19 protein-coding genes are annotated in these 23722 nt (G+C 52.1%); 5 read left to right on the plus strand and 14 right to left on the minus strand.

Annotated elements, in window-relative coordinates:
• Window positions 1-40: 40 nt before the first annotated feature.
• Window positions 41-1888, minus strand: a complete 1848-nt coding sequence (locus tag DZK30_RS10175) for a BamA/TamA family outer membrane protein (protein ID WP_118974043.1) — start codon at window positions 1886-1888, stop codon at window positions 41-43.
• Between the two features lie 174 nt (window positions 1889-2062).
• On the opposite strand from DZK30_RS10175, the gene DZK30_RS10180 reads away from it, so the two are divergent.
• Window positions 2063-2767 (plus strand): SDR family oxidoreductase, encoded by a 705-nt coding sequence (locus DZK30_RS10180; RefSeq protein WP_118974044.1) that lies wholly within the window; start codon window positions 2063-2065, stop codon window positions 2765-2767.
• A gap of 230 nt (window positions 2768-2997) precedes the next feature.
• On the plus strand, window positions 2998-8040 hold the full coding sequence (locus DZK30_RS10185; RefSeq protein ID WP_118974045.1) for a T9SS type B sorting domain-containing protein: 5043 nt from the start codon (window positions 2998-3000) through the stop codon (window positions 8038-8040).
• A gap of 114 nt (window positions 8041-8154) precedes the next feature.
• Here DZK30_RS10185 and DZK30_RS10190 read toward each other — a convergent pair whose 3' ends face one another.
• From DZK30_RS10190 to DZK30_RS10205, 4 genes are all read right to left on the minus strand, one after another.
• Window positions 8155-8616 carry an HAD domain-containing protein gene (locus DZK30_RS10190; RefSeq protein WP_118974046.1) on the minus strand — a complete coding sequence of 154 codons (462 nt, stop codon included), beginning with the start codon at window positions 8614-8616 and terminating at the stop codon, window positions 8155-8157.
• A 64-nt stretch (window positions 8617-8680) separates the two neighbouring features.
• Complete coding sequence (gene dapA, locus DZK30_RS10195) at window positions 8681-9538, minus strand: 4-hydroxy-tetrahydrodipicolinate synthase (RefSeq protein ID WP_118974047.1); 858 nt, start codon at window positions 9536-9538, stop codon at window positions 8681-8683.
• A gap of 28 nt (window positions 9539-9566) precedes the next feature.
• Window positions 9567-10520: an acetyl-CoA carboxylase carboxyltransferase subunit alpha gene (locus DZK30_RS10200; protein WP_118974048.1), complete on the minus strand. Its 954-nt coding sequence runs from the start codon at window positions 10518-10520 to the stop codon at window positions 9567-9569.
• 51 nt (window positions 10521-10571) lie between these two features.
• Complete coding sequence (locus DZK30_RS10205) at window positions 10572-11855, minus strand: M16 family metallopeptidase (RefSeq protein WP_118974049.1); 1284 nt, start codon at window positions 11853-11855, stop codon at window positions 10572-10574.
• A 107-nt stretch (window positions 11856-11962) separates the two neighbouring features.
• On the opposite strand from DZK30_RS10205, the gene DZK30_RS10210 reads away from it, so the two are divergent.
• The 3 genes from DZK30_RS10210 (at window position 11963) to dgt (ending at window position 14813) form a co-directional block, all read left to right on the plus strand.
• Complete coding sequence (locus DZK30_RS10210; RefSeq protein ID WP_118974050.1) at window positions 11963-12730, plus strand: phosphosulfolactate synthase; 768 nt, start codon at window positions 11963-11965, stop codon at window positions 12728-12730.
• A gap of 50 nt (window positions 12731-12780) precedes the next feature.
• Window positions 12781-13338: a GNAT family N-acetyltransferase gene (locus DZK30_RS10215; RefSeq protein WP_118974051.1), complete on the plus strand. Its 558-nt coding sequence runs from the start codon at window positions 12781-12783 to the stop codon at window positions 13336-13338.
• Window positions 13339-13412: 74 nt separating this feature from the next.
• Window positions 13413-14813, plus strand: a complete 1401-nt coding sequence (gene dgt, locus DZK30_RS10220; RefSeq protein WP_240432898.1) for a dGTP triphosphohydrolase — start codon at window positions 13413-13415, stop codon at window positions 14811-14813.
• 3 nt (window positions 14814-14816) lie between these two features.
• Here dgt and DZK30_RS10225 read toward each other — a convergent pair whose 3' ends face one another.
• The 9 genes from DZK30_RS10225 to DZK30_RS10265 form a co-directional block, all read right to left on the minus strand.
• Window positions 14817-15455, minus strand: a complete 639-nt coding sequence (locus tag DZK30_RS10225; protein ID WP_118974052.1) for a SanA/YdcF family protein — start codon at window positions 15453-15455, stop codon at window positions 14817-14819.
• Window positions 15456-15529: 74 nt separating this feature from the next.
• On the minus strand, window positions 15530-16150 hold the full coding sequence (locus tag DZK30_RS10230) for a polysaccharide deacetylase family protein (protein WP_118974053.1): 621 nt from the start codon (window positions 16148-16150) through the stop codon (window positions 15530-15532).
• A 55-nt stretch (window positions 16151-16205) separates the two neighbouring features.
• Window positions 16206-16685: a type VI secretion system tube protein TssD gene (tssD, locus tag DZK30_RS10235; protein WP_118974054.1), complete on the minus strand. Its 480-nt coding sequence runs from the start codon at window positions 16683-16685 to the stop codon at window positions 16206-16208.
• A gap of 150 nt (window positions 16686-16835) precedes the next feature.
• The gene (locus DZK30_RS10240) at window positions 16836-17288 is read right to left on the minus strand and encodes a hypothetical protein (RefSeq protein ID WP_118974055.1); all 453 of its coding nucleotides are present in this window, start codon (window positions 17286-17288) and stop codon (window positions 16836-16838) included.
• Window positions 17289-17405: 117 nt separating this feature from the next.
• Window positions 17406-18191 carry a hypothetical protein gene (locus DZK30_RS10245; RefSeq protein WP_118974056.1) on the minus strand — a complete coding sequence of 262 codons (786 nt, stop codon included), beginning with the start codon at window positions 18189-18191 and terminating at the stop codon, window positions 17406-17408.
• Window positions 18192-18206: 15 nt separating this feature from the next.
• The gene (locus DZK30_RS10250; RefSeq protein ID WP_162903007.1) at window positions 18207-20180 is read right to left on the minus strand and encodes a hypothetical protein; all 1974 of its coding nucleotides are present in this window, start codon (window positions 20178-20180) and stop codon (window positions 18207-18209) included.
• 283 nt (window positions 20181-20463) lie between these two features.
• Window positions 20464-21093 carry a PAAR domain-containing protein gene (locus DZK30_RS26235; RefSeq protein WP_205529411.1) on the minus strand — a complete coding sequence of 210 codons (630 nt, stop codon included), beginning with the start codon at window positions 21091-21093 and terminating at the stop codon, window positions 20464-20466.
• Window positions 21094-21114: 21 nt separating this feature from the next.
• Complete coding sequence (locus DZK30_RS10260; protein WP_118974058.1) at window positions 21115-21681, minus strand: DUF4123 domain-containing protein; 567 nt, start codon at window positions 21679-21681, stop codon at window positions 21115-21117.
• A gap of 10 nt (window positions 21682-21691) precedes the next feature.
• On the minus strand, window positions 21692-23605 hold the full coding sequence (locus DZK30_RS10265; protein WP_118974059.1) for a phage baseplate assembly protein V: 1914 nt from the start codon (window positions 23603-23605) through the stop codon (window positions 21692-21694).
• Window positions 23606-23722: the final 117 nt, after the last annotated feature.

Genomic DNA, 23722 nt, shown 5'->3' on the forward strand with positions numbered 1-23722 from the left:
CTGGATAGAGAGACGCTGCGAAGATAAGCCTCCCTTCGGATTAGTAGATATCGCCCGTAACATCGCCGTTCAGCTCTGCAATATCGGGCTTGCTTACATAGCTGCTGTTGTAGCGGAACTGCAGGTTGACGGCCACACTGATCTTAAAACGGTTGTCGCCCGTGCCTTTCCTTGGAATAATGATACCGCGCAGCTCAAAGGTGCCGAAGACGAGGTTCTCGTTTCGCGCGCGCATACCTCCGCCCAGGCCATAAAAGATCCCCGAAGCATCGGTAGTGCTTTGGTTGTTGCCCAGGTAGACGAAGTCGCCCGAAGCAAAAGGCGCGAGCCGGAAGCCGAAATATTTTTCCTGCAGGAAAATAAAGGTTTCGCTACGCAGGGCAAAGCGGCTGTTGCCCGAAGCCAGATCGGAGTTGAAGTTGCGCACGCCAAGGGTATTGTTGATGCGGAGCGGATTAAGGGCAACCCGGTTGACGATTGCCGAATAGCTTCCCCTGAAATATTGCCGTATTCTCTTGTTGCCCGCAAACAGCACCCTGGTAAAAAAGCTGCCGCCAAACATAAGGCTAGCATCCTCAATACTTCCCTGGTTAAGGAACATACCGCTACGTACAAAAAAACCGGCGATATCTCTTTTGCGGGTAACAATATATCGGTATGCATCTACGCCCAGATAGGGCCGCGACAGGTCCAATTGTTTGTACCAGCCCGCCGTGATGGATACATTGAAACCCGCCGGAATATCTTCGGTAATACCGAAGCCGTAGATATAACGTGTCTTGTAATAGTATTGGCGGAACAGTGTAAGACTGGCCAATATTCCCTGGCGCGAATTGAAACGCTGATCAAATACCTTATCGTTGACCTGGTAGGGTGTTTCGAAAAAATTGTAATTGAAGTAACGGATGCCGATAAATTTCTTTACGTGCAGCTTCTGGTCGTTCAGGTATTTCCGGGCGCCGAGGTTATAGCCGACCCACACATCGCCTACGCCGTAATCGTACCGGTAGTAATCGCCGCCGTAGTAATTGGGATAAAGGTTCATCGACCGGCCCTTGCCTACGCTAAGCCCGCCTGCCAGGCGCTTATATTGCGATACCAGCGGTCTGTCCAGCTGCAGCATAAAGTTCTCTTCATCCTCCCTGCTATCGTAGATATTGCGGGCAATCTTGCTGAAATTAAAATTGGCATTGATGAAGGAGCCGGCAATGTTGTTGTAGCCATAGCCGGCATCGATGCCGCTGCCCGGGTCGCGGCGGGAATCGTGCAGGTAGCTGAAAGAAAGCTTTTGGCCTGTACCCAGCAGGTTAATATTGGTAAGACCTACCCGCTGTCGTAGCGGGCTGAGCCCGCCGGTGGAGGGGCTGTAGGCAAACAGGTCTTTGGTGGTGACGATAATGTCGACCGAATCGGCGGTGCTGGTGCTGCTGTCGATAGCGATACGGCTGTCCTGGATAAAGCCGATGGTACGCAGGTATCTTTCGTTATCGGCGGCCAGGTAAGGGTTGAAAGCCGTTCCGGTTTGCAGGTACACATTACGGCGTATGGTCCGATCCCTCGAAGTGGCATGAACGGCATTGAGCGCCCTGGTGCCAAAGTAGATGAAGTTGCCCGCTGAGTCGGAGATGTTTTTTTCGAAGCCCAGCTGCTCGGTGCGTATGCTACGGATGATCCTTCCCTCGTAGGGCAGCAGCGCATCGGTATTTAATATCGTTATACTTTCTCTTCTGCCTGTGGTGTCCTTACCAAAGCTGGTACGGATACCGTAAATAATGGAACCGATAAAAGTCCTTTTCCTGGGCGCCGGCTCTCCCGACTGAGCCTGGGAATTATGAACGCCGGTACATACAAAAAGCAACAGCACTATATGTCGGAAACCAATACGCATCGAAAGGCAATATAAGCAAAGGCGATCAAATAAAAGGAAAAGTTATTTTTTATGAATGGCCCCGTTTTTAACCAGCAGCCAATACATTTACTTAAAAGTCAAGACAACAAACAACATCCTTAAAAGTTACTTTTGCAAGCATAAAAAAATAAGCGCTCTTAAAATATAAAACGTATGCCAACAGCAGTTATTACCGGCGCCACCAAAGGGATAGGGCGGGCGATAGCAGAAAAGCTATTGCAGGAAGGGTTCGATGTGGCGGTGTGCGCACGCTCCACGAATAACCTTCGCGATCTGCATGACGAATGGGAACGGCAATACCCCGAAAGAAAAGTATTTATGCAAAATGTGGATGTGCGCGACAAGGTTCAGGTAAAAGACTTTGCACGCAACATCCTCAACAATTTCCGCAGGATCGATATACTGGTTAATAATGCCGGCCTTTATTTTCCAGGCAACCTCGCCACTGAGCCCGACGATCAGTTGGAGGGCCTTATGGCCACCAATCTCTACAGCGCTTACCATCTCACCCGTGCCCTGCTGCCTTCTATGAAACAGCATCGCTCGGGCCATATTTTCAATCTGTGCTCCGTAGCCGCATTACAGGCGTATCCCAATGGCGGCGCCTATAGTATTACCAAATATGCTTTGCTGGGCTTTAGCGAAAACCTGCGCTATGAGCTAAGGAATGATGGCATCAAAGTAACGGCGATCAGTCCCGGCGCCGTATGGAGTAACAGCTGGAGCGGCAGTGGCGTGGCCCCCGAACGCATTATGAAAGCGGAAGACATAGCCGACATCCTCTGGAGTACCTATAGCCTGTCAGCACAGGCCACTGTGGAGCACATCATATTGCGCCCGCAGTTGGGCGATCTATAAAACATGAGGTGAAAAGGCATAATTCATCAAGAATTAATCATAATAACAAGAAGAATTTTTTTTGATATATGATTGGGTTAAGACTCCCTGTTGCAAGCGAAAACGAAGATATTTTTCTGTAATGTAATTTGATATTGTGTCAAGAGAGGCAAAGAACCTTTAAGATAATTATAAACTTTCCTTAAATGTTCTAATTTTATATCTGAACCAATCTTTCTTGACCAAATATCATGACCAGCTCTGCAATAAGGCGCTTGTTGCTCGTGCTTGCGTGTCTGTGCCCCGTTCTTACCTTCGGCCAGACAGATACGCGTATTGGCACGGCAGCGCCTAATTTCTCGTCGTTTTCTACAAAAAAGGTAAGCAACTCCGAGGCCTGGAAAAAGTTTAACCGTCCGGCTCATTACAAACACCCTGAATTCGGAATACTTCCGGAGGGATCGCCTGCCGGATGTGTGGAGCTCCTCGACCGGCGCAAGGCCGATGAGCGCGTCTTCAGAAGTCTTAGTGATCCTTCCGAGATCTTCATTCAGAAATCGCTGGGCGACCTTCACCGACTCAAAGATGGTCAATGGCTCACTATAGACGACAAGCTGCATGCTGTTGCTCCCGGCCATTATCTATCGGGCTCTTACCCCGAACCGGTCGGTATCGACGTACCTGAAAAGCGTAGCTTTATCCACACGCCCCAGGGTAAGGTCTACTTTAACAGCTGGGTACTGTATGCCAGGACCGGCGCCGGCGAGGTGCAACTGGACCAGGCCGACTGGAGCCACTATAGCGCCGGCGCCGACGGCTTGCTGATCCACGATATCTTCAAAGGCATAGATGCCGAGCTGCGGGTCTACCGTGGTACCATAAAAACGAGCTTTATCATCAAACGGAATGCTTATGGGCTGTTTGACCAGCTTATTTTCCGGGACCGGTACCAGACACCCACGACCGCAAAGGTTTCTTTTGCCGGCGGCATTACCGGGCCTTCGGCCGTAGGTAAGCTAGAGATCTATTCGGGTAATACTGCCGTGCTGAAGGTAAATGAAGCGGTGATCTACCCAAAGGGCGCGGGTAAGGAAGAAGTGATCACCACGCCTTATGCTATAAAAGATAATACGATGGATGTGCTGGTGCCTTATAGCTGGATCAGCACCCATCTTGACGGGCACGAGCTCGTGATCGATCCCACCGTAACCGGCTCGGCCACTATAGCCGCGGCTGCCATTACCGGTTCGCGGTACAATGCTTCCTGTAGCTTTGACAGCTCCTGTAACTATACCATGTCGGTGGCGATTCCGCCGGGCACCACTGTGACCGGTGCCTTGTATTCCTTTACCTACCTGGCCACGGCGCCCTGCTTCGGCTCCGACGGTGCGGTGCGGTTCCGCACCGGCAACTGCACTACAGGCTATTTTACCAATCAGTCGCAGACTTCGGGACCTACCATTATGAACCTGGTACCCATTACCAATGATATCCAGGCTTGTTTTCCCGCTCCCTCCTGTACGCCGCAAAATATGGACTTTACCATGCAGTTCTTCCGTAGCTGTAAAGGGGCAACAGGCTGCGATAATAACTGTATCGGCGCCTCTGCACCCTGGGTGATGACCATCAGGGCCAAGACAGTCGAATTTAACGACCCGGTTGAGCCCATCAGCTATACAGCCAATAATATTTGTATGGGCGACTCCATTTACGTGAGCACCTGGGCCAGCTACGGTGTACCGCCTTATAACTACAACTGGAGCTTTAATGCTTCCGGCACCCCCTCGCTAGGTACCGGTGCGTCGACCAGCATCACGTTTCCCAATATCCTGAACCATACCATTTACGCCATTATTACCGATGCCTGCGGCAATGCCACTGTCGATTCCCTACCGGTGACCGTCAATTACGCTGCTGTTACCGCCACACCCATAAGCGATACCCTATGCAGCGGCGAAACAACGGCTATCCAGCTTACGGCGCCAATAGCAGGCACTACCTTCAGCTGGACCGTGCAGCAGAACGGCGCCTATGGCGCCAGCGCCGGCTCCGGTAATACGATAGCACAAATACTTACAACCACGGGCGGAACGCCGGGTACCGTTACCTATACCATTACCCCACACAATGGCGGTTGCGACGGAACGCCGGCAACAGTTACCATAAGGGTCAATCCGCCTATTACTGTTTTTGACAATCGTACAGTCTGTGTGAACCAGCTGCCCTTCGGCTGGAACAACCAGTTGATCTATGGCGGCGGCGCTTATATCGCCTCCCATACCGTTCCTTCGCTGGTAACCGGCTGCGACAGCACTACGATACTTAACCTTACCGTAAACGCGGTACCGGTAGTAACCGTCGACCGCACCATATGCGCCAGCCAGCTGCCCTACGCCTGGAATGGCCTCAGCGTAACGACGGGGGGCAATGGCGCAGCAACTTTTACCGCTACCGGTGCGAATAGCTGCGACAGTATTACCAGCCTGAACCTGCATGTGGTCAATACCCTTACTGCCACCGTTACCGCCACTGTATGTGCTGCCCAGCTCCCTTATGTATGGAATGGCATTAATGTAAATGCCGGCGGCCCTGCTGCAGCCACCTATACCAGTACGTCAGCCGTAAGCGGCTGCGACAGCACGACCACGCTCAGTCTTACCGTCAATCCCCTGCCCAGAGATACCATCAGCATAGCGATTTGTGCTAACCAGCTTCCGCTGAGCTGGAACGGGCAGACTATCAATAGCGGCGGTACAGCGGTGGCCACATTTACGACACCGTCGCTGCTTACCGGCTGCGATAGTACCACAACATTGAACCTGGTGGTGCATCAGCCGGTACAGGTCACGGTGAATCGAAGCATCTGCTCGGGTCAGCTGCCTTATGCCTGGAACGGACAAACCATCAACGCCGGCGGCACTGCAACAGCTTCTTTTACCACGCCCTCGCTGCTCACCGGCTGCGACAGCACCACCATCTTGAACCTGACCGTTAATCCTTCGCCATCAGTAATCCGTAGTGTGACTATCTGCGCGGGTCAAATGCCTTATACCTGGAACGGTATTACCGTAACTGCAGGAGGCCCGTCGGCCGCGGTGTTCACTACGCCATCGGCTGCAACCGGCTGCGATAGCACTACCACCTTGAATCTTACGGTGAACCCTGTGCTTACCGCAATGGTAAACCGTACCGTCTGCGCCGGCCAAATGCCTTACAGCTGGAATGGTATTACCGTAACAGCCGGCGGTACAGCAGCTGCAGTATTTACAACGGCCTCGGCGCAGACCGGCTGTGATAGTACTACCACCCTGAACCTTACCGTGAACCCGGTGCTTACCGCAACGGTGAGCCGTACCATTTGTTCGGGTCAGCTGCCTTATAGCTGGAACGGGCTTAGCGTTGCAGCAGGTGGCGCCAATGCGGCCACCTATACGACTACATCGGCCAGCAGCGGCTGTGATAGCACTACCACCCTCAACCTTACCGTAAACCCGGTATTGACAGCAACCATAAGCCGTACCATTTGCGCCAGCCAACTGCCCTACAGTTGGAACGGGCTTTCTGTAGCGGCCGGTGGTGGCGCCGCGGCGACCTTTACTACAGCTTCATCAGTAAGCGGCTGCGACAGCACCACCACGCTGAACCTTACAGTGAACCCGCTGATACAGGTAACGAAGAATGTCAGCATTTGTACTGTGCAATTGCCCTATAGCTGGAACGGTCATATCATTACTGCCGGAGGTCCCGCTGTAGCGAGCTATACCACAGCCTCGCTGCTTACCGGCTGCGACAGTACAACTACGCTGAACCTGCAGGTGAATCCCGTGATCAACGCTACCAGGAACCAAACGATCTGCGCCGGGCAGCTGCCCTATACCTGGAACGGTATTGTGGTCAATACCGGCGGTACGGCAGTGGCTACCTATACTACTACATCGATGGTCTCGGGCTGCGATAGCATTACGACGCTCAACCTCAATATCAACCCTGTGCTGACAACAGTGCGGAACATTACCATCTGTTCGGGCCAGCTGCCTTACCACTGGAACGGCATCACGGTAACTGCTGCCGGCAGCGGTGTTGCGGTCTATACAGTGTCTTCGGCGATAACCGGCTGCGATAGCAGCACCATCCTGAACCTGGCCGTAGTGCCGGCCATCAGGGATACGGTGTACCTTACCCTATGCGCTAACCAGCTGCCTTACATCTGGAATGGCGTCAGCGTAACGGCGGGTGGCAGCCAGGCAGCCCAGTATACCACCATGGCTACAGGCGGCTGCGATAGTATTACAACGCTTAACCTTACTATAAAGCAGGTCTATACCGCCACCATCGATACAAGCATCTGCTATGCCCAGGCACCTTTCCATTGGCTGGGACAGAGCTATGCCAGCAGCGGCAGCTATCCACACCCGTTCACTTCTGTAGCCGGCTGCGACAGCATCATCACTTTGTCGCTGCATATATCGCCGACGCCTGTGACACTTTTGCCAAGAGATAGCGCTGGTTGCGGGCAGGTACATTTCAAAGGCATTTTGTATACCAGCAATACCACTGTAAAGGATACCTTGCTGAGCGCACGTGGTTGCGACAGTGCTTACCGTACCACGAACATCAGGATACTGACCACTTACAGGGATACCCTGAAGGCCGGTATCTGCGCCAACCAGACCTATACCTGGATGGGTGAGACGTATAAGGAATCGGGGTTGTATACGCGCAGCTTCAACATGCCCAGCGGCTGCGACTCGGTACTCAACCTGGAGCTTACGGTATGGGATATTGGTCAGGCGGTGATCGTAAGGAACCTCGATGAAACACCCTGTGTGAACGACACCATAACGGTTACGGCGCAGGGCGCACAGGACTATGACTGGAAATGGAATGACCAGGACCTCGGCAATGATGCCCAACAGCATATCGTACTTTCGGAAAAGGTGAACGTTATCAGGTTGCTCGCCAAAGATGAACATGCCTGTGAGAGCGAAGCGAAGGTGAGCATAGAGACCAAGGCCTGTTGCGAGATGATGATCCCCAATGCCTTCAGCCCCAACGGCGACGGACTTAACGACCGCTTCGGACCCGAGACCATTGGCAATCCCAAAGATTTCAAGATGATGATCTTTAACCGTTACGGCCAGCTGCTGTTTACCTCGATCAGTGTGAACAGCAAGTGGGACGGCACCTACCAGGGCAAGCCCGTGGATATCGGTACCTATTTCTTCAGGGTATATACGAAATGTACCAACGATACAGAGAATACCTTCAAGGGAGACATTACCCTGATCCGGTAAGCTGAAGCGAGGCAGTCTCCAAAATTATGTCTCAAGCCTGTTTACATTTTGAATCGCTCAATGTGGGCAGGCTTGAGACCTTTTCAAATAGTCTCTTTTTATTATTTTTCTGCGCTACATAAGGCCTAATAAAATCTTCGCCTTTTCAAGCGCTTCGTCGTCAAATCCTTTCAACGGAAAGGTTTGGACCCAGCGGGATTTTAACGCAGGTTCCAATGCCTGTAAACTGCTGTCATCGTCGATCAGGATAAAGTTGGCGCCAGGATTCCTATTTAGCCACGCCTCTATCTCCATTTTCCGTGAAGGGAATCCCGGTAAAATGCTTTCCATTAAGGTAATTGACCGGGGATGGATCTTCCGGTTGGCGAACAGTCGCTGCCATTCAGCGATGGGATAGCGATGCCTGTGGCTGGAGACCAATACCAGCTGTATTTCTGCGAGAGATAATAAATACGCCAGGTTTGCTGCAGCATTTTTCTGAAATAGCATGAACCCATCCTCCAGCAATTCGGGCTGTTTCCACGAGGGTGTGGTGACCAATACACCATCAATGTCCAGTAAGAGATATGGCTTCATGTCCTAAAACAAAAAGCATCCCGATCGTACAGGATGCTTTTTCTTATAATCATTTTTCAAAACATCAGGCATTCCTGAATTGCTGCTGCAAGCCTTCGCTGGCGGGTACCAGGGGCAGGCGCAGCTCGTTTTCGCAAAGACCCTGCAGGTGCAGGGCATATTTTACACCGGTGGGATTACCCTCGGCAAACAGCAGGTTGATGCGGTCGAGCAACTCGTAATGCAGTCGGCGCGCTTCATTCATTTCATTACGAAGCGCATGCTTTACCATGGCGCAGAAGGAAGCGGCGTAACAATTGGCGGCAACAGAGATCACACCTTTCATACCAATGGCAGCTTGCGCCAGGATCAGGTTATCATCGCCGCTAAGCACCGTGAATCGCTCGGGTGCTCTCGCTACCAACTCCATACATTGCGCCATATTGCCACTGGCTTCCTTGATGGCGACAATGTTCTTGAAATCCTTGGCCAGACGCAATACCGTGTCGGGAAGAATATTGGTTACCGTTCTGCCGGGAACGTTATAAAGGATAATGGGCTTATCGGTTGCCTGCGCCAGGGTCTTGAAATGCTGGTACAATCCCTCCTGCGAAGGCTTGTTATAATAAGGCGCTACACTCAGGATACCGGCCACGCGATCCATCGGATATTCGGCAAGCGTATCCAGCAAGCCTTGCGTATTGTAATCGCCGATACCAACCACCATGGGGAGCTTGCCGGCATTATGGTCGAGTATATATAGCAGCACTTCCTTTTTCTCCGCCTTTGTCAAGGTCGGTGTTTCGGCAGTGGTGCCCAGGGCCACGAGAAAGTCCACGCCGCCTTCGGTTACGGCATCGATGATACGGCCGAGGGCAGAGTAGTCAACAGTATTGTCTTTTGTAAAGGGCGTTACCAGGGCGACGCCGGTGCCTTCAAACATTGTTCTGCTTTATATCAGTGTTATTGTTTTATACCTCTTCGTAGAAGCCCATATTGGAAAACTTCTCGATCCTTTGCTCAATCCGTTTGTCGGGATTGATCTTCTTCAACTCGGTGAGGGTCTTCAGCACATACTGCTTCAGGGTGTTGGCCATCGCTTCGGGCTGGCTGTGTGCGCCGCCTACGGGCTCGGGCAGCACACCGTCGACCAGTCCAAAGCCGGACATATCCTTCGACGTGAGGTGCAGCTGTTCGGCAGCCTGTATTTTGAAGTCCCAGCTGCGCCACAGGATAGTAGAGCAGTTCTCGGGAGAAATTACGGTGTACCAGGTATTTTCGAGCATGACCACACGGTCGCCGATGCCGATGCCCAGCGCGCCGCCGCTGGCGCCTTCGCCTATGATGATACAGATCACCGGTACGCGCAGGTTGACCATTTCAAACAGGTTGCGGGCAATGGCTTCGCCCTGTCCGCGCTCTTCGGCTTCCAGGCCGGGATAAGCACCCGGCGTATCGATCAGCGTAACGATGGGCCGGTCAAACTTCTCTGCCAGCTTCATCAGGCGCAATGCCTTACGGTAACCTTCGGGGTTGGCCATGCCGAAATTGCGCAACTGGCGCATTTTGGTATTGGTCCCTTTCTGATGCCCGATCACCATTACCGGTTCGCCGTCGATCTCGGCAAAGCCGCCTACGATGGCCTTATCATCGGCTACATTGCGATCGCCGAACAGCTCGGTGAACTTGTTGCAGATGCGGCTGATATAATAATTAGTATAAGGCCGCTCGGGGTGGCGGCTCAACTGCACCCTTTGCCAGGGCGTGAGGTTCTCATATATATGTTTGCGGGTCTGCTCCAGTGAGGCTTCCAGCTCTTTTACCGAAGCCGACATATCTACTTGGTTCTTCTCCGCTATGGATTTGATCTTTTCCAGCTGGTTGTTCAGATCCTCCAGTGGCTTTTCAAAATCTAAAAACTGCATATTGCTGTATTAAAATAAGGCTGTAAAGGTAACCTTTTCGCATGAATTGGATTAAATCACCACGAGCTCGTAATAATCGGGACGGTTGAGGTATTTACCAGCCAGGTCGCGCAGGCGGTCAGGGCCTATGGTCTTATATATCTCAATATTGCTGTCGAAATGATCGTCAGGAAGATCGTTAAGCACGATATTCTTCCAGCGCTGCATAATGGAGAATGGTCCGTCGAGGTCGCCCAGGATATTGCCCAGCAGGTAGTTCTTCACCAGCAGCAGCTCTTCTTCGCTTACACGTTCCTGGCACAGCAGGTCCATTTCCTTGTAGATTTCTGTTACGGTTTGCTCACATACTTCCCGCCCGGCTTCTGTGGCGATCAGCAGCGCGCCGTCCCATTTGTAGTTATAGATCTGCGAGTAGATACCATAGGTAAATCCTTTTTCTTCGCGGATATTGGCCATAAGCCTCGAACCGAAATAGCCGCCGAATACGGTATTAAGTACCAGCATGGGGGAGAAATCGGGGTGCTTGCGTGTGGGAAAGTTGCGGGCAATGCGAACGGCGCCCTGCACCCCGTTCTCGTCGTTGACAATACGGTAGTGCCGCTCTGCCGCTGGGTTTGTGGTATGCTCATTTGCAGGAGCCATTTCACTACCGCCCCATTGCGCCCTTCCGAAATGCTCATCAACCATAGCAACATGACTTTTGTCAATTTTTCCTGCCATGAAGATGCGGCAATTGCCCGATTGGTAATGTTTGCAGTGGAAATCAGACAGGGTAGCCGTATTTAAAGCCAGGAGGTCGGCTACTTCGGTAAAGCGCCCATAGGGATGTGCTTTTCCAAACAGGTAAGCATCGATATGCCGGTTGGCGACAAAATCGCATTGCCGCAGGCTGATACCCAGCCGCTGCTGCGCATTGCGTACATAGGTTTCTACCTCTGTGGCGGCAAAGGAAGCTTCGGTAAGGATTTCCCGTACCACAGGCAGCAGGGCGGCAAGATGCCGGGTAAGCGTATGAAGGGTTACTATCGTATAGTCATTATTGGCCGCTATCTTGAGCGAAGCGCCATAAAATTCGATGGCTTCATTGATCTCCAGCGCGCTGCGGCGGGCAGTACCGTTCTTCAGCAAAGCTGCCGTAGCCTGCGCCACTGCCGTTTGCTGCTCCTGCCACAGTCCGGCTTCAAACACCCATTCCACCTGCACCACTTCCTGTGTGCCGGCGCAGAGCCAATACAAGGGAATATGGTTGGAAAAGGCCTCCCGGCGGAGTGGCTGCAGCTGGTAATTGAAATTGACGGCATCCAGCACCGGCGGACTTTGTTTTCTGTCTGTCATGAGGCGAAATTAAGGTAACCGACGTAATAAAATGATTATCCCTTATTTTTGCCCTCACACTGTTTTAAGTAAACCCAGCGCCGGTTATTAAACAAGCAAAAAATTTTATGAATTTTTCCCTCCAACAGATCCCGGAACGCACGCAAGCACCGCGTTCTCATGGGCTCACTATGGTCATGGACAAAGGAATGGGTATTGCCGATGTCAATAACTTTCTTTCCGTGGCCGACCCTTATACCGATATGGTCAAGCTGGGTTTTGGCACAGCCTATGTCACCAACAACCTGAAAGAAAAACTGGAGATCTACGGTAAGCATCATATACCCGTATATTTTGGGGGCACCTTATTTGAGGCTTTCCTGGTTCGCGGACAGCTGGACGATTACACCGCTTCGATGAAGGAATTTGGTGTCAAACTGGTGGAAGTATCCGATGGCTCGGTCTCTATTCCCCACGAAGAAAAATGCCGTTATATCGAGCGTCTCGTTAAGGATGGATTTACGGTATTGTCGGAAGTGGGCTCCAAAGATGCTTCGCATGTGATGCCGCCTTATAAATGGATCGAGCAGATGTCGGCCGAGCTTAGCGCCGGTTCTTCTTATGTGATCGCTGAAGCCCGTGAAGCCGGTAATATCGGCATCTACCGCGGTACCGGTGAGGTGCGCGAAGGGCTGGTACAGGAGATCCTGACCAAGATACCGGCCGAAAAGATCATTTGGGAGGCGCCGCAGAAAGCACAGCAATTGTACTTCCTGGAACTGCTGGGCTGCAATGTGAACCTGGGCAATATTGCACCCAACGAGATCATACCGCTGGAAGCTATGCGTATCGGGCTCAGAGGCGATACCTTCGATCTCTATCTCGACAAAAAATAAAAAACGGGAGCTGCACCATTGGGGGCAGCTCTTTTTTTGTAATCGCATCTATGGAAATCAACAAAGCCGTTTTCGGGACCTTTCCGGTACTGGAAACGAGACGGATACTGCTGCGTGAGATAAGGCCTGCCGATGCGTCTGCAATAAGGGCCATGCGTGCCAGCGGCCGGGTAAACCAATTCATTGCCCGCGAGGCTATGGCCACACAGGAGCAGGCTGAGGTGCTGGTTGTGCGAACGATAGCGGCTTTTGAGCAGCAGCAGGGCATTGGCTGGGCCGGCGAGCTGAAAGATCATGGCGCAATGATCGGTACCTGCGGCTTCAACAGTATCGACTACCCCAACCTGCGGGCAGAGATCGGGGGCGAGCTGGCGGTAGCTCAGTGGGGCAGGCAAATAGCGCTGGAGGCGGTATCTGCCATTATTCAATTTGGTATGGAAACCATGCGGCTGCATAGCATCGAGGCCAAAGTATCGCCCGCCAACAGGGGCGCCATCGCCCTGCTTAGCCACCTGGGCTTCCGTAAGGAAGCGCATTTCAGGGAACGGATATGGTTCAACGGATCGTTTTCCGATATGGCTGTGTATACGCTCATCGGTAGCGCATAGCTACCAACCCGTCCAAGGTAGAAAACCGGTATGCCGGTCTGTAAATTTGCTTCCTGTTGCTTACCTTCGCCCTCATGCAACAGACCATGGATTGGGCGCGGCTTTTCAGCGCCAGGCGCAGCGGCGATGCCCCGGACAAGGTGGTAAACCCCGACCGGCTCCGTACTTCCTTCCTGCGCGATTACGATCGTATCGTCTTTTCATCGGCCTTCCGCAGGCTGCAAAACAAAACCCAGGTGTTCCCATTACCCGGGCCCGTATTTGTGCACAACCGGCTTACCCATAGCCTGGAGGTAGCTTCGGTAGGCCGTTCCCTGGGGAAAGAAGTAGGCGTAAGAATAGCGGATAAATATAAAGAGGCCGGCGAGGCCTTCCGGGAGTTTTACCGCTACGAGCTCGCAACCGTGATCTCTTCGGCCTGCCTGGCGCACGATATCGGCAATCCGCCCTTTGGCCATTCCGGCGAAGATGCGATCCGGTCCTACTTTACCGAGCTGGAAGGCCCTGCCGCACGGCTGCTTGAAGACCGGCTCAGCCCCAACCAGCTCCGCGACTTTCATAAGTTCGAAGGCAACAGCAATGCCTTCCGTATCCTTACCCATAACTTCAACGAGCCGGTAGCGGGTGGCTATAACCTTACCCACACCACGCTCGCGTCCATAGTCAAGTATCCCTGCTCATCGCTGGAGGGTTTTAATAAAGCATCGGGACTAATCAGCCGTAAGAAATCGGGCTTTTTCGATTCGGAACGTGATACGTACAAAGCAATCGCGGCCCATCTCGGCATACTCAGGAACGAAGACTTCGACCAGGTCTATGTACGTCATCCTTACGTATTCCTTACCGAAGCGGCCGACGACATCTGTTACCGTGTGATCGACCTGGAAGATGCGCACCGACTGGGTATCACCTCACTGGAGAAAATACAGGAGCTTTTCCTTCCTTTCTTTAAAGAAGAGACCGGTTACAACAATTTTGAAGCGGTAAGCGCCCAGTTGCAGCGGATCAACGATCCGAATCAGAAAGTGCAATACATACGCGCCGTATGGATAGGGCTGATGGTGCAGCAGTTGGCCGGCCTGTTTATGCAGCACGAAACACAATTGCTGAGCGGGACGCTGGAGCATTCGCTCATGGACCTGCTACCTGCTTCTTATCTCGCCCTGCTTGAAGAGGTCAATACTTATTCCTACCGCAATGTGTATAACCATAAGCCCGTAGTAGAGATCGAGATCGCCGGTTATCATATTATCGGTGCTCTGCTGAAAGAGTTTGTGGGCGCGGTGCTGCAACCGGAGCGTTCCAAGTCATTTAAATTGCTGCAGCTTATTTCGCAGCAATTCCCCATCAGCAAAGACGAAGGAGCCCTGTACAGCAACCTGCAGTCGGTAGTGGATTACCTGTCGGGTATGACCGACCTGTATGCGATCGACCTGTACCGGAAGATGACCGGTATCAGTGTAACGCAACTATAGTCCTTACTGTATCTTTATTTTTTCGCCATAAAATTTGGCTTGCTTGTCGAAGGCCAGGTCCAGCAACATCTTTACCCGCGCCAGTTTCTCCCTGGCCTGTGTACGCAGGCCGCCATAGCGATTCACGTCGCGGGCATTGAAGCCAATAGCAGCAACCTCTTTGTGGTTGGCAATAAATAGGGCGCGTTGGTTGTGGAAAGGCTGGGAAATAATGGTGATGCTGTTTTCGCCAAAGACCTCTTTACAGCGCAGAATACTATCCAGTGTACGGAAGCCGGCATAATCCAGGAATATCTTTTCCTTAGGCACGCCCCGGGCGATAAGATCGGCCTGCATGGTCTCCGGTTCATTATAATGTTCCGTTCCATTGTCGCCGCTGATGAGGATGAAATCGATTTTCCCGGCCTGGAACAAAGCAACGGCCGCATCGATTCGGTATTGGTAATAATAATTGATCCAGCCGCCTTTAAGAAATTTGGTCGTGCCCAGCAGCAGGCCTACTTTGTTATGTGGAATATGTTGTGTGTCGCTGTAGAGCTGTTTCCGGGTCGATGCGGTAACCCAGCGATCGGTGGCGAATACGGTTGCCGCGGTAAGCACAAGTGCACCGCCGGCAATCCTGAAAATGGTTTTGCTACGCATGGTAAGGGGATATGCTACCGAAATTACTTATTGTACCGGATAGCGTTTTCTTAAATCCGTCCTAAAACAAATACTTAAAGGGCTGCCGCCTGCCATTTGTTCTTTTTGCAATGCTCCAGCACGCGTGGCAGCGCATAGCTCATCCTGTCCCAGGCTTTCTGGCTGTCGTGAAACACCACAATATCGCCGGGTTTGAGGTGGAAGACCACATTTTCCAGGCAGCGTTTGGGTTCCAGCGCCGTATCGAAGTCAGCGCTCAGCAGGCTCCACATGATCAGGCGGTAACCCATCTCATGCAGTTTCCCGGCCTGCATGCGTTTGATGCGGCCGTAAGGCGGGCGAAACAATTTACTGTTGATAAACTGAGCCGCCTGAAGCGTATTTTCGATATAGTCTTTGGTTTTGGTCGTCCAGCCCTTGAGATGGTTGTGCGTGTGATTACCCACGCTATGGCCTTCCTGAAGGATGCGGGCATAGATCTCCGGGTATTCGACCACGTTTTTGCCAATACAAAAAAAGGTGCCTTTGGCTTCGTAATGTGCCAGCTGATCGAGCACAAAGGGAGTGGCAACAGGATGGGGACCATCGTCGAAAGTGAGGTATACCTTCGGATCCTGTGCCGGCGCCGGCATCTGCCATTCGGCATAGGAGGGCGCCAGCGCGCGCAGCAACTTCGGGGTTTGCAAAAGATACATACCCGAAGTTAGGCATTCTCACCTAAGTCAGGCAGCCATAAGGCCGGGTAGGATATCAATCGGCAATAAAGCTGGAAACATTGCTATCCGATTTAGCGCCCCCCGAAGAGGTATTTCCCGACGATCCGAGGTTCTCGAATCCCGGGATGGTAACGGCGTAAAGGCCGTGCAGCAATACTTTCATTGCCGATATGGTAACCGATGCCATTACTGCATCGGAATTGTTGTTGGAGCCAGCCGAAAAGCTTTCCCCGTAGAAAACGCAATAGCCATCATAAAAATCGAAAGTCTGTCCGCTGGAGCCTTCGATATTGGTGTAGGTGATCTGGCCGTCCTTTTTCAGCTTGGGCTGCGAGGCCCATTCTACCAGCGAGGAGTTCACGCCATTGGTCTGAACAGTAAGGTTGATGAGATTGCCGCGGGGAATATCGTTGGGAATACCATAGGCATCTGTGGGCTGCGATATGCTGTAGCTGCAGCTTAACAAGGTATATTCCGTATCGCCGATTTTTACTTTTCCAAATACTGAAGCCATGTTGCAGATTTTTTTTACCGGCCGCGGCCGTATTATATTCGGGATTAACCGCATTCCGGGCATAAAAGCAGTTTTGATCCCGGCGCCTGTCTGACCTTAGCCACCGTCATTTATACCATTTGATCCAAAGCATCCGGTAGCGGATTAATTTTATTTGTTTTGCTGCAGCTCCGAGATCATGCCTTTGATCACATCCAGCAGCGCTTGTTTGGCTTCCGGATCGGAAAGCGCAGATTTCAGGATCTTGTTGGACTTAAGCTGCTTGATGATCTTCAGGTATTCTTCTTTCTGAGCGGCATTATCCTTCAGAAATTCACTTTGCCCCGTAATGCCCCGTGTGCCGAAATCGCCCAGGTCGCCGAAACGTAAGGTCTCCTTACGCGATACGCCGTCCGCATCCTCGAAATCCACGTTCAGTTCCGGTTTATAGTGAGCAAATACCTGCTCGATCGTTTGCAGGCCATGTACTACTTCCGGTTTTACCGGGGCATCCTTGGTCAGCTTTTCGGCCATCAGGGTACGGTTCTGGGGAATATCGCCGAAGGCTTCGCTGGCATCGGTCTTTACCTCGTTGCCGCCGATACCGTAATTATTGTCCATCATGGAATGTCGATTTAGGCTTTTAAAAAATAAGTTGGGCTATGCTTACAAAAATAGACTTAATGCGGGGCAGAATAAATACGTAAAAAGACGTAAATACAGACCCCGGAGGCTAGGGGGCTAGCGGTAAATCGCCGGGTAGGTGCCTTCCGGCCGTCCGGATATGGAATTGAACCAGTCCGAGACCTTATCCGAAAACCCTGGCTTATAAGGCACCGGGTGTGCCTTGGCAACATCGAGCGTGGTATCGTAAGGTTTAAAGCCTTCTCCCAGTGTAACCAGGTCCGATTCGGGACGACCGGTCTTATTGAATACGTATACTGATCCTGACCAGCCTTTCTGCCGCATGTACTCGAAGCTGCGGCTGGGATCGGATATCAGGTCGATAACTTTATAGGGCTTGTAATCATCCGAAACAATAAGCTGTGGCACCGAAGAGGCATACAATTCGGCTTTGGCCCACTTGGCAAACGCCAGGCAGAATTGCTGCCCGTCGCCGTATATTCCTTTGTTGGCGGGAAAACAATCGGCAATGCTGCAGGCCCTGAGTGTGATGACGTCAATGGCTTTGTCTTCCTTGTTCCAAAGCGAAGCGAATTCCTGGACATTGTTCGTGCCCAGGTTTTCTGTGCCCAATAGCATTCCGAACCCGCCACGCATCTCATCACGTCGCTCACCCTTTTGGTTACGCGTATCGTCGGTATATTTCCGTTCCAACCCATGGCACCACAATTCCACCTCGCACTGCTCGCGGGGATTATCTTTTTTATAGCTCTGCGCCTGCCAGTAGGTACGGTTGAAGATCTCTTTCAGGCTGCGCTTTTTGGAGGAGCCAAAAATACGATCGGCCTGGTAGGGCGAGACCTGGCCGCTTAAACGTGTATCGTGAATAATGATCTTTTTCATAGGGATCCGGAACGCTTAATTTACCTGAGGTGCACTGCGTACATTACTTTTCTCCGAGGAGGTTTCCAGCTCATACTTTTGCTCTTCCTGGGTAACCGTATTTTTATACCCCTTGCTCTTCATGTGATCCAGCACGCCTGTCTGCTTGTCGAGGGCCGCGCCTATGGCGCCGTAACAACGCTGCAATGCCAGGTTATGGCTTTGGTATACGTATTGCAGGGTATCGGATCCTTTGTCGACGGGGTAGTTACTCTTGTTGAAGAAGCCTGCCACGCGGCTTACCTCGCTCTTGTTACGGCTTAAAGATTGTTGCAATTCCGGTGGCAGCATGAGCCCTATTCCCGAGATCATCGTATTGATCTTTTGCGCGGCGACATTGCCGTCGGCTTTTTCCAGGTATTCGTTCAGGCTTAAAGGAATTATGTTCAGCAAGCGCGCATAGAAATCTTTCTTGGATGGCAGCATGGGTGTGGCCATAACGAAGATCGCTTCGGCCAGAGCTTGTTTTTGCTTATCATTCATATCACTCACAGCGACGGTAGCTTTATTTTCCTTGTTTTCTGTAGCCGTAATCAGCAGCTGCCGCACTTTGTTCATCATCGATGCCGCCTGTCCCGGCACGGTACTGCCCTGCGTCATAGCCGGCTCTACGGCAAGGTCCGTTACGTTATAGGCGCCGGGAACATGCACCTGTGTAACGCCGGCGCTTTCGATAATTTTTCCGGCAAATTCTACACTGGCAGGGCTATCGTAGCGGAACAGCGCCAGGCTGTCGCTGATGCCGTCGACCAGCGGGCACAGGCAATTGAACATACCCATAAGCATCTGTGGACCGAATTGCGCGCCCTGCCCGTCGTCACCGCCACCAAATGCTTTCTTTCCTTCCCGCTTTAAACGGCCGGGGAGGTCGGCAAAAAATTGTTTCAGCCTGTTGGCAGAACGGCCCGGGATCGCATCGAAACCATTCATCATGTTTTTCAGTTGACTTATATCGCCGGGTTGAAATAGCCCGATACCTTCGCCCACCAATTGCTTTACAATATCGATCACGCCGCCGACAAGGCCCTCCACCTCACCCTTGACCCCATCGTAAAGCTGCTGTGGCGACTGGCCCGAAGTGCCTACGCCTTTCATCACGCAGGCCAGGGCCTGGATAGTATGCATCTTGATCTTACCGGTAAATATGGAAAGCGTTCCCTTGTTGGCGTCTTTGATCTTTTCAATCAGCTTGTCGGAGGGCTCGAAAAAAGCGATAGCCTGTTGTGTAAAATCGTTGCGATTGCCGAAATGCAGGGCGCTGCCTCTTCCTTTGAAGGCGGCCGCCTGTATCCGGTGCAGGCTGCTATATTGCGGTGTAGCTATAGTAGTGACAGATTGAAGCCACCATTTTGCATTGCCGCTGAAGCTGCTGTCTTCGTTAAGCAGGCGGGTGCATTCAGCGGCGATATTACCGCCCTGGTCGAGACCCACGAAGTGCAAAGCCGTGCTATAGCCGGTCCAGCCCGATAGCTTACTCCCGATCTGGCTGTGCAGCTGTTGCGCATCCTGTTTTCTGCCGGCGGCATCCTTGCTATTGTACTCGTACAGCAGGGTACAGCTTTGGTCATTCATTTCCGGTAAAGTAGTATTGTAATCCTTTTTTACCTTGTCCCAGGAGCTGTAGTCTTCGAAATATTTGTACTTGTTCTTTGCCGCCTGGTCGGCGTCGCTGCTTTTGTCCTTTTCTTCCTTAAGGAACATATTAAGCCCCGGGATGGATGCTGCCGCGTTTTCCACGGCAGCCGCAGCATTTTCTACAGCACCGGCAACGCCGCCGGCCAAAGCGCTGGCGCCGGCCAGGCTGTCGGAAGCGGGTCCAGGGGCCTTCTCCCGTATAAAGACAACGATCTGCCTCAGGTCGGTCTCGCGATGGGTATTTTCTGCAAGGGCGCCGTGGTCGCCGCTTTTATCCATGCCCGAAGATTGCTGCTGTGATATCGGTGGTGGCATATACTGTTCCTGATGATTAATAATTAGCGACTATCCGGATAAAGGAAACAAAGTTTTGTACGTCTATAAATACTAGCTGGCACGCTTTGCTTTACTCGTCCTTTTATTTGGTGGCAATATTTCTTTCTTTTTTGCTCCGCCAAAAAAGAAAGAAATAAGGCGGCAAAAAAACAATGCTCCGCTGTTTTTTTGTGGCCAGCGCACCCGAGCTAAAAACAGATATCAACTTTAATTCACCATTGCCGGGCATATGACCATAGATCAACATTTTAATAATTTTCTTCTAGCCTTTACGGAAGAAGGTAATACTGCACTCGGCACTGCTATAGCCCGACAGGGTCTGCGTTACTCCCGAGCTGTCGGTTTTGCCGTTGTGTACGGCCCCGTCGGCTGTCCGTATCTCGTATTTCGCACCGGCAATGCCCTGGTCGGCTTCGTCGATCAGGGTATATTTTACCTGGATATCCTCTTTACTGTTCCGGGCGGCAAGGTCGCTGCCTTTTTCTGCTGCATCCTTCAGGTTCCGGCTATTCAACGCATTGCTGGTCGTAGTGGCATTACCGCCGCCTTGTCCGCCTGCCGCTCCGCTGCCTGTACTCCCGCCTCCGCCCCCACTACCCGCTTCGCCGATCAGCACCGTAGGCAGGCCTAACACAATACTGCCGCCATGAGCGGTCATGTCGCCCATACGCGCAGCCGGCTTACCACCGATCAGCACGCCTGCGCTACCCAGGGCGATCATATCCAGTGGCCCGGTACAAGTACACATGTCGCCCATTACCGCAGCGGGTTGTCCGCCAATCAGCACTGTGGGTACGCCCGGGCCGGTGACGGGTCCGCCTACATGCGGCACGATCCCCGTTACCATAGGACATACATGCATATCGGTTATTCTTGCTGCGGGCTTGCCCATATCCTGTTTGTTTTTCCTGTGCTAATCGATAAAGAACTTCCGCGGCTTCCGGGCTGTCGTCTCCGTAGCGGGTGCTATTTCGGCGGCCGGAAGCGGCTGTATCTCCTTTGTGTCTGTTATGAGGTCTGTGCTGTGAAGCTTCCCCGACCGGAAGGTATACCGCCGGATATGCTGCGCATCGGGTGCACAACAGATCGCCTGTAAGGCCTCGCCGTAGATAATATCCAGCTGCACCGGGCTGCAGGAGACAAGATATTTGTCCATAACGGCAGCATCCCAGAAGCGGAAGAAATATTCTTTGCCCGCCTCGGTATAATAGATGAATTCCTGCAGGTAAGTGGCCAGGCTTACCAGGTCAAGGCCGGATTCGAATATGGTGGCCCGTTCCAACGAAGCGAGAGGATCTGCCTGGATGTGCGCGTAAAGGCCGGGTATATCGTCGCCGATAGCAAAAAGCCAGGGTGCTACATCCCAGAGCTGGTTGTCTTTGGTTCCTTCGAAAAGGCAACGATGAGCAAGGTACGATTGCTGCAGCAGCAGTAAAGTATACTCTTTGTTGATGGCCGTATCGTAGCAGAAATAGTGCATATTGCCCGTATTAATTGATCTTGACCAGGCTGCCCTGTAGCTGGGCAAGCGAACCGCCCTGCAGGTCCAGCATAGTGCTGCCTTTTACTTCAGATTGCATGCCTTCCAGCTTGAGTTCGGTATCGGCCTTTATGGCAACCTGTCCGCCGGCGGCTTCTATAGCTTCTTTACCGCTCATCGTGATCTTCTGTTTCGCGTTGAGGTTTATAGACTGCGCGTTGAGATTTATCTCACCAGAGTCTATATTGACGCTTTGATCGGATGAAAGATTGATCACACCTTTGGAATGGATATTAATCTTCTTGCCATCCTTGCTGAAGAGTAAGGAGGCAATATTTTCGCCATCGCTGATGAGCGATAGCCTCAACTCCTTACCATTGGTAAACTGGAGGTACGACCAGTTGTCATCGTCTTTATTGGAGCTCAGGGAGAGGTAAATATCGTCGGCGCCTTCGCCCTTACGTACGAGTGCGATATCATTGCTTGGATTCTTCGTCTGCTGCAGGCCGTACTCATCTTTTTCAAATACATTGTCGACAAGGGTGATCATGCCCAGCTTATCGTTGATGGCGATCATTCTTCCTGTGCGGGAACCAATGATCTTAACGTCGTTGCCATCGGCTGGTACACCCGATTTATTCTTTTCGGAGTATACAGCGCCCATGACAAAGGGCCGTTCCGCATTGTTATTCACGAAATCGACCATGACCTCGTCTTCCAGCTCGGGCAGGAAACGAAAGCCTTTTCCATTGCCCGCATGGGGCACTACAACGCTTAACCAGGGCGAGGTCTCGTTTTGCGGCTGCCAGGGGAATTGGACTTTCACCCGGGCCAGGCCATCCTTATCCTCGTTCTGTTTGACCACAGCCGGCTGTGGGTAGCACCAGGCATACAAATCGGGGTTGGTATAAGGCGGCGCCTGGTTCTCGGCCGGTATCGCGCTAAACTGGTTCTGGTAATTGTTCACACCGCTGCTGGAATGATATATCTCTGTGACGATATAGGTGCCTGCGCCGGTCCCGTTGCTTTCTTCCAGCTGAATGGCGCTGCCGATCCTGATTTGGGAGAGATAGCTGTTGGCATGCAGGAAGGTAGAGGCGGCGGCTTGCGCGTGTTGGTGCAGCTCGTTTTCTTTACCCATAAGATTCTGGTTCGCGGAATTGACGTAGTGTGCCAGGTATTCCTTGCCAAACACTGCTTTACCCTTTTTGGCGCCGGTATCAACAAGGCCGGTACCGCCGTAATCGGGTACATCTTTATTGTGCGCGGTCTTTTCGCCCTTATAGCGATCGAAGCCAACGATATTGGCTTCGGGCCGGAAAATACGGGCACGGATGCGTACATCGAAAACGGTGTTCCTGCCCAAAGTTATTTTTTGTGGGCTGGCCATGCCTTCCGGTTTACCCAATACCATTTTCGTTCCATCATAAAAGAACCATTGACCGTGCCGGGCGGCCATCATCGACAGGAATTCAAATGCCGTCTGGTTGTATTGGACCGTATAGTAGAGGGTTTCGCTGCAGGTCGGTTCGTTTTTGATCTGGTCGGCCGGAGCAATGTCTCTAACGATCTCCTGGAGCGTTTTGCCGCTCCAGCTAGTGCAGTGCTGCATGCCGTCGAGCCTTGCCGGAAGACCGCTTCCGGTGATCTCGTACTCGATGTTGTGTTGATACTGGTTGAAGCAACTGATACCTTGTATCAGTCCTTTGAAGGTAAACTGCTCGTCGATCCCGATATTGACTTCCGCGCCCAGGTTCTTATCGTAAAAGGCTTTGTAGGTATTCAGCGTAACTTCCTGGTCCTGCTGATCGCGCCAGATAAAGGAAAAGGAATTGACATCGCAGAGCCTTTGACTGATCATAAGGCTGGAAAACTGGATCTCTCCTTCCTGCCCGCTGATCGTTATCTTGACTTTGTTACTCATGAGAACTTCGGATTAAGAGCCGGCATTGTGCGGTGACCCGCCCGGTGACCGTCAGACGATAAGAACGATGGAAAGCATATGTGATCCGGATCGCCGGGGCACAGACAAAGAGCGCCG

Origin of the sequence: Taibaiella koreensis, assembly GCF_003545715.1 — a bacterium.
Taxonomy (GTDB): Bacteria; Bacteroidota; Bacteroidia; order Chitinophagales; family Chitinophagaceae; genus Taibaiella; species Taibaiella koreensis.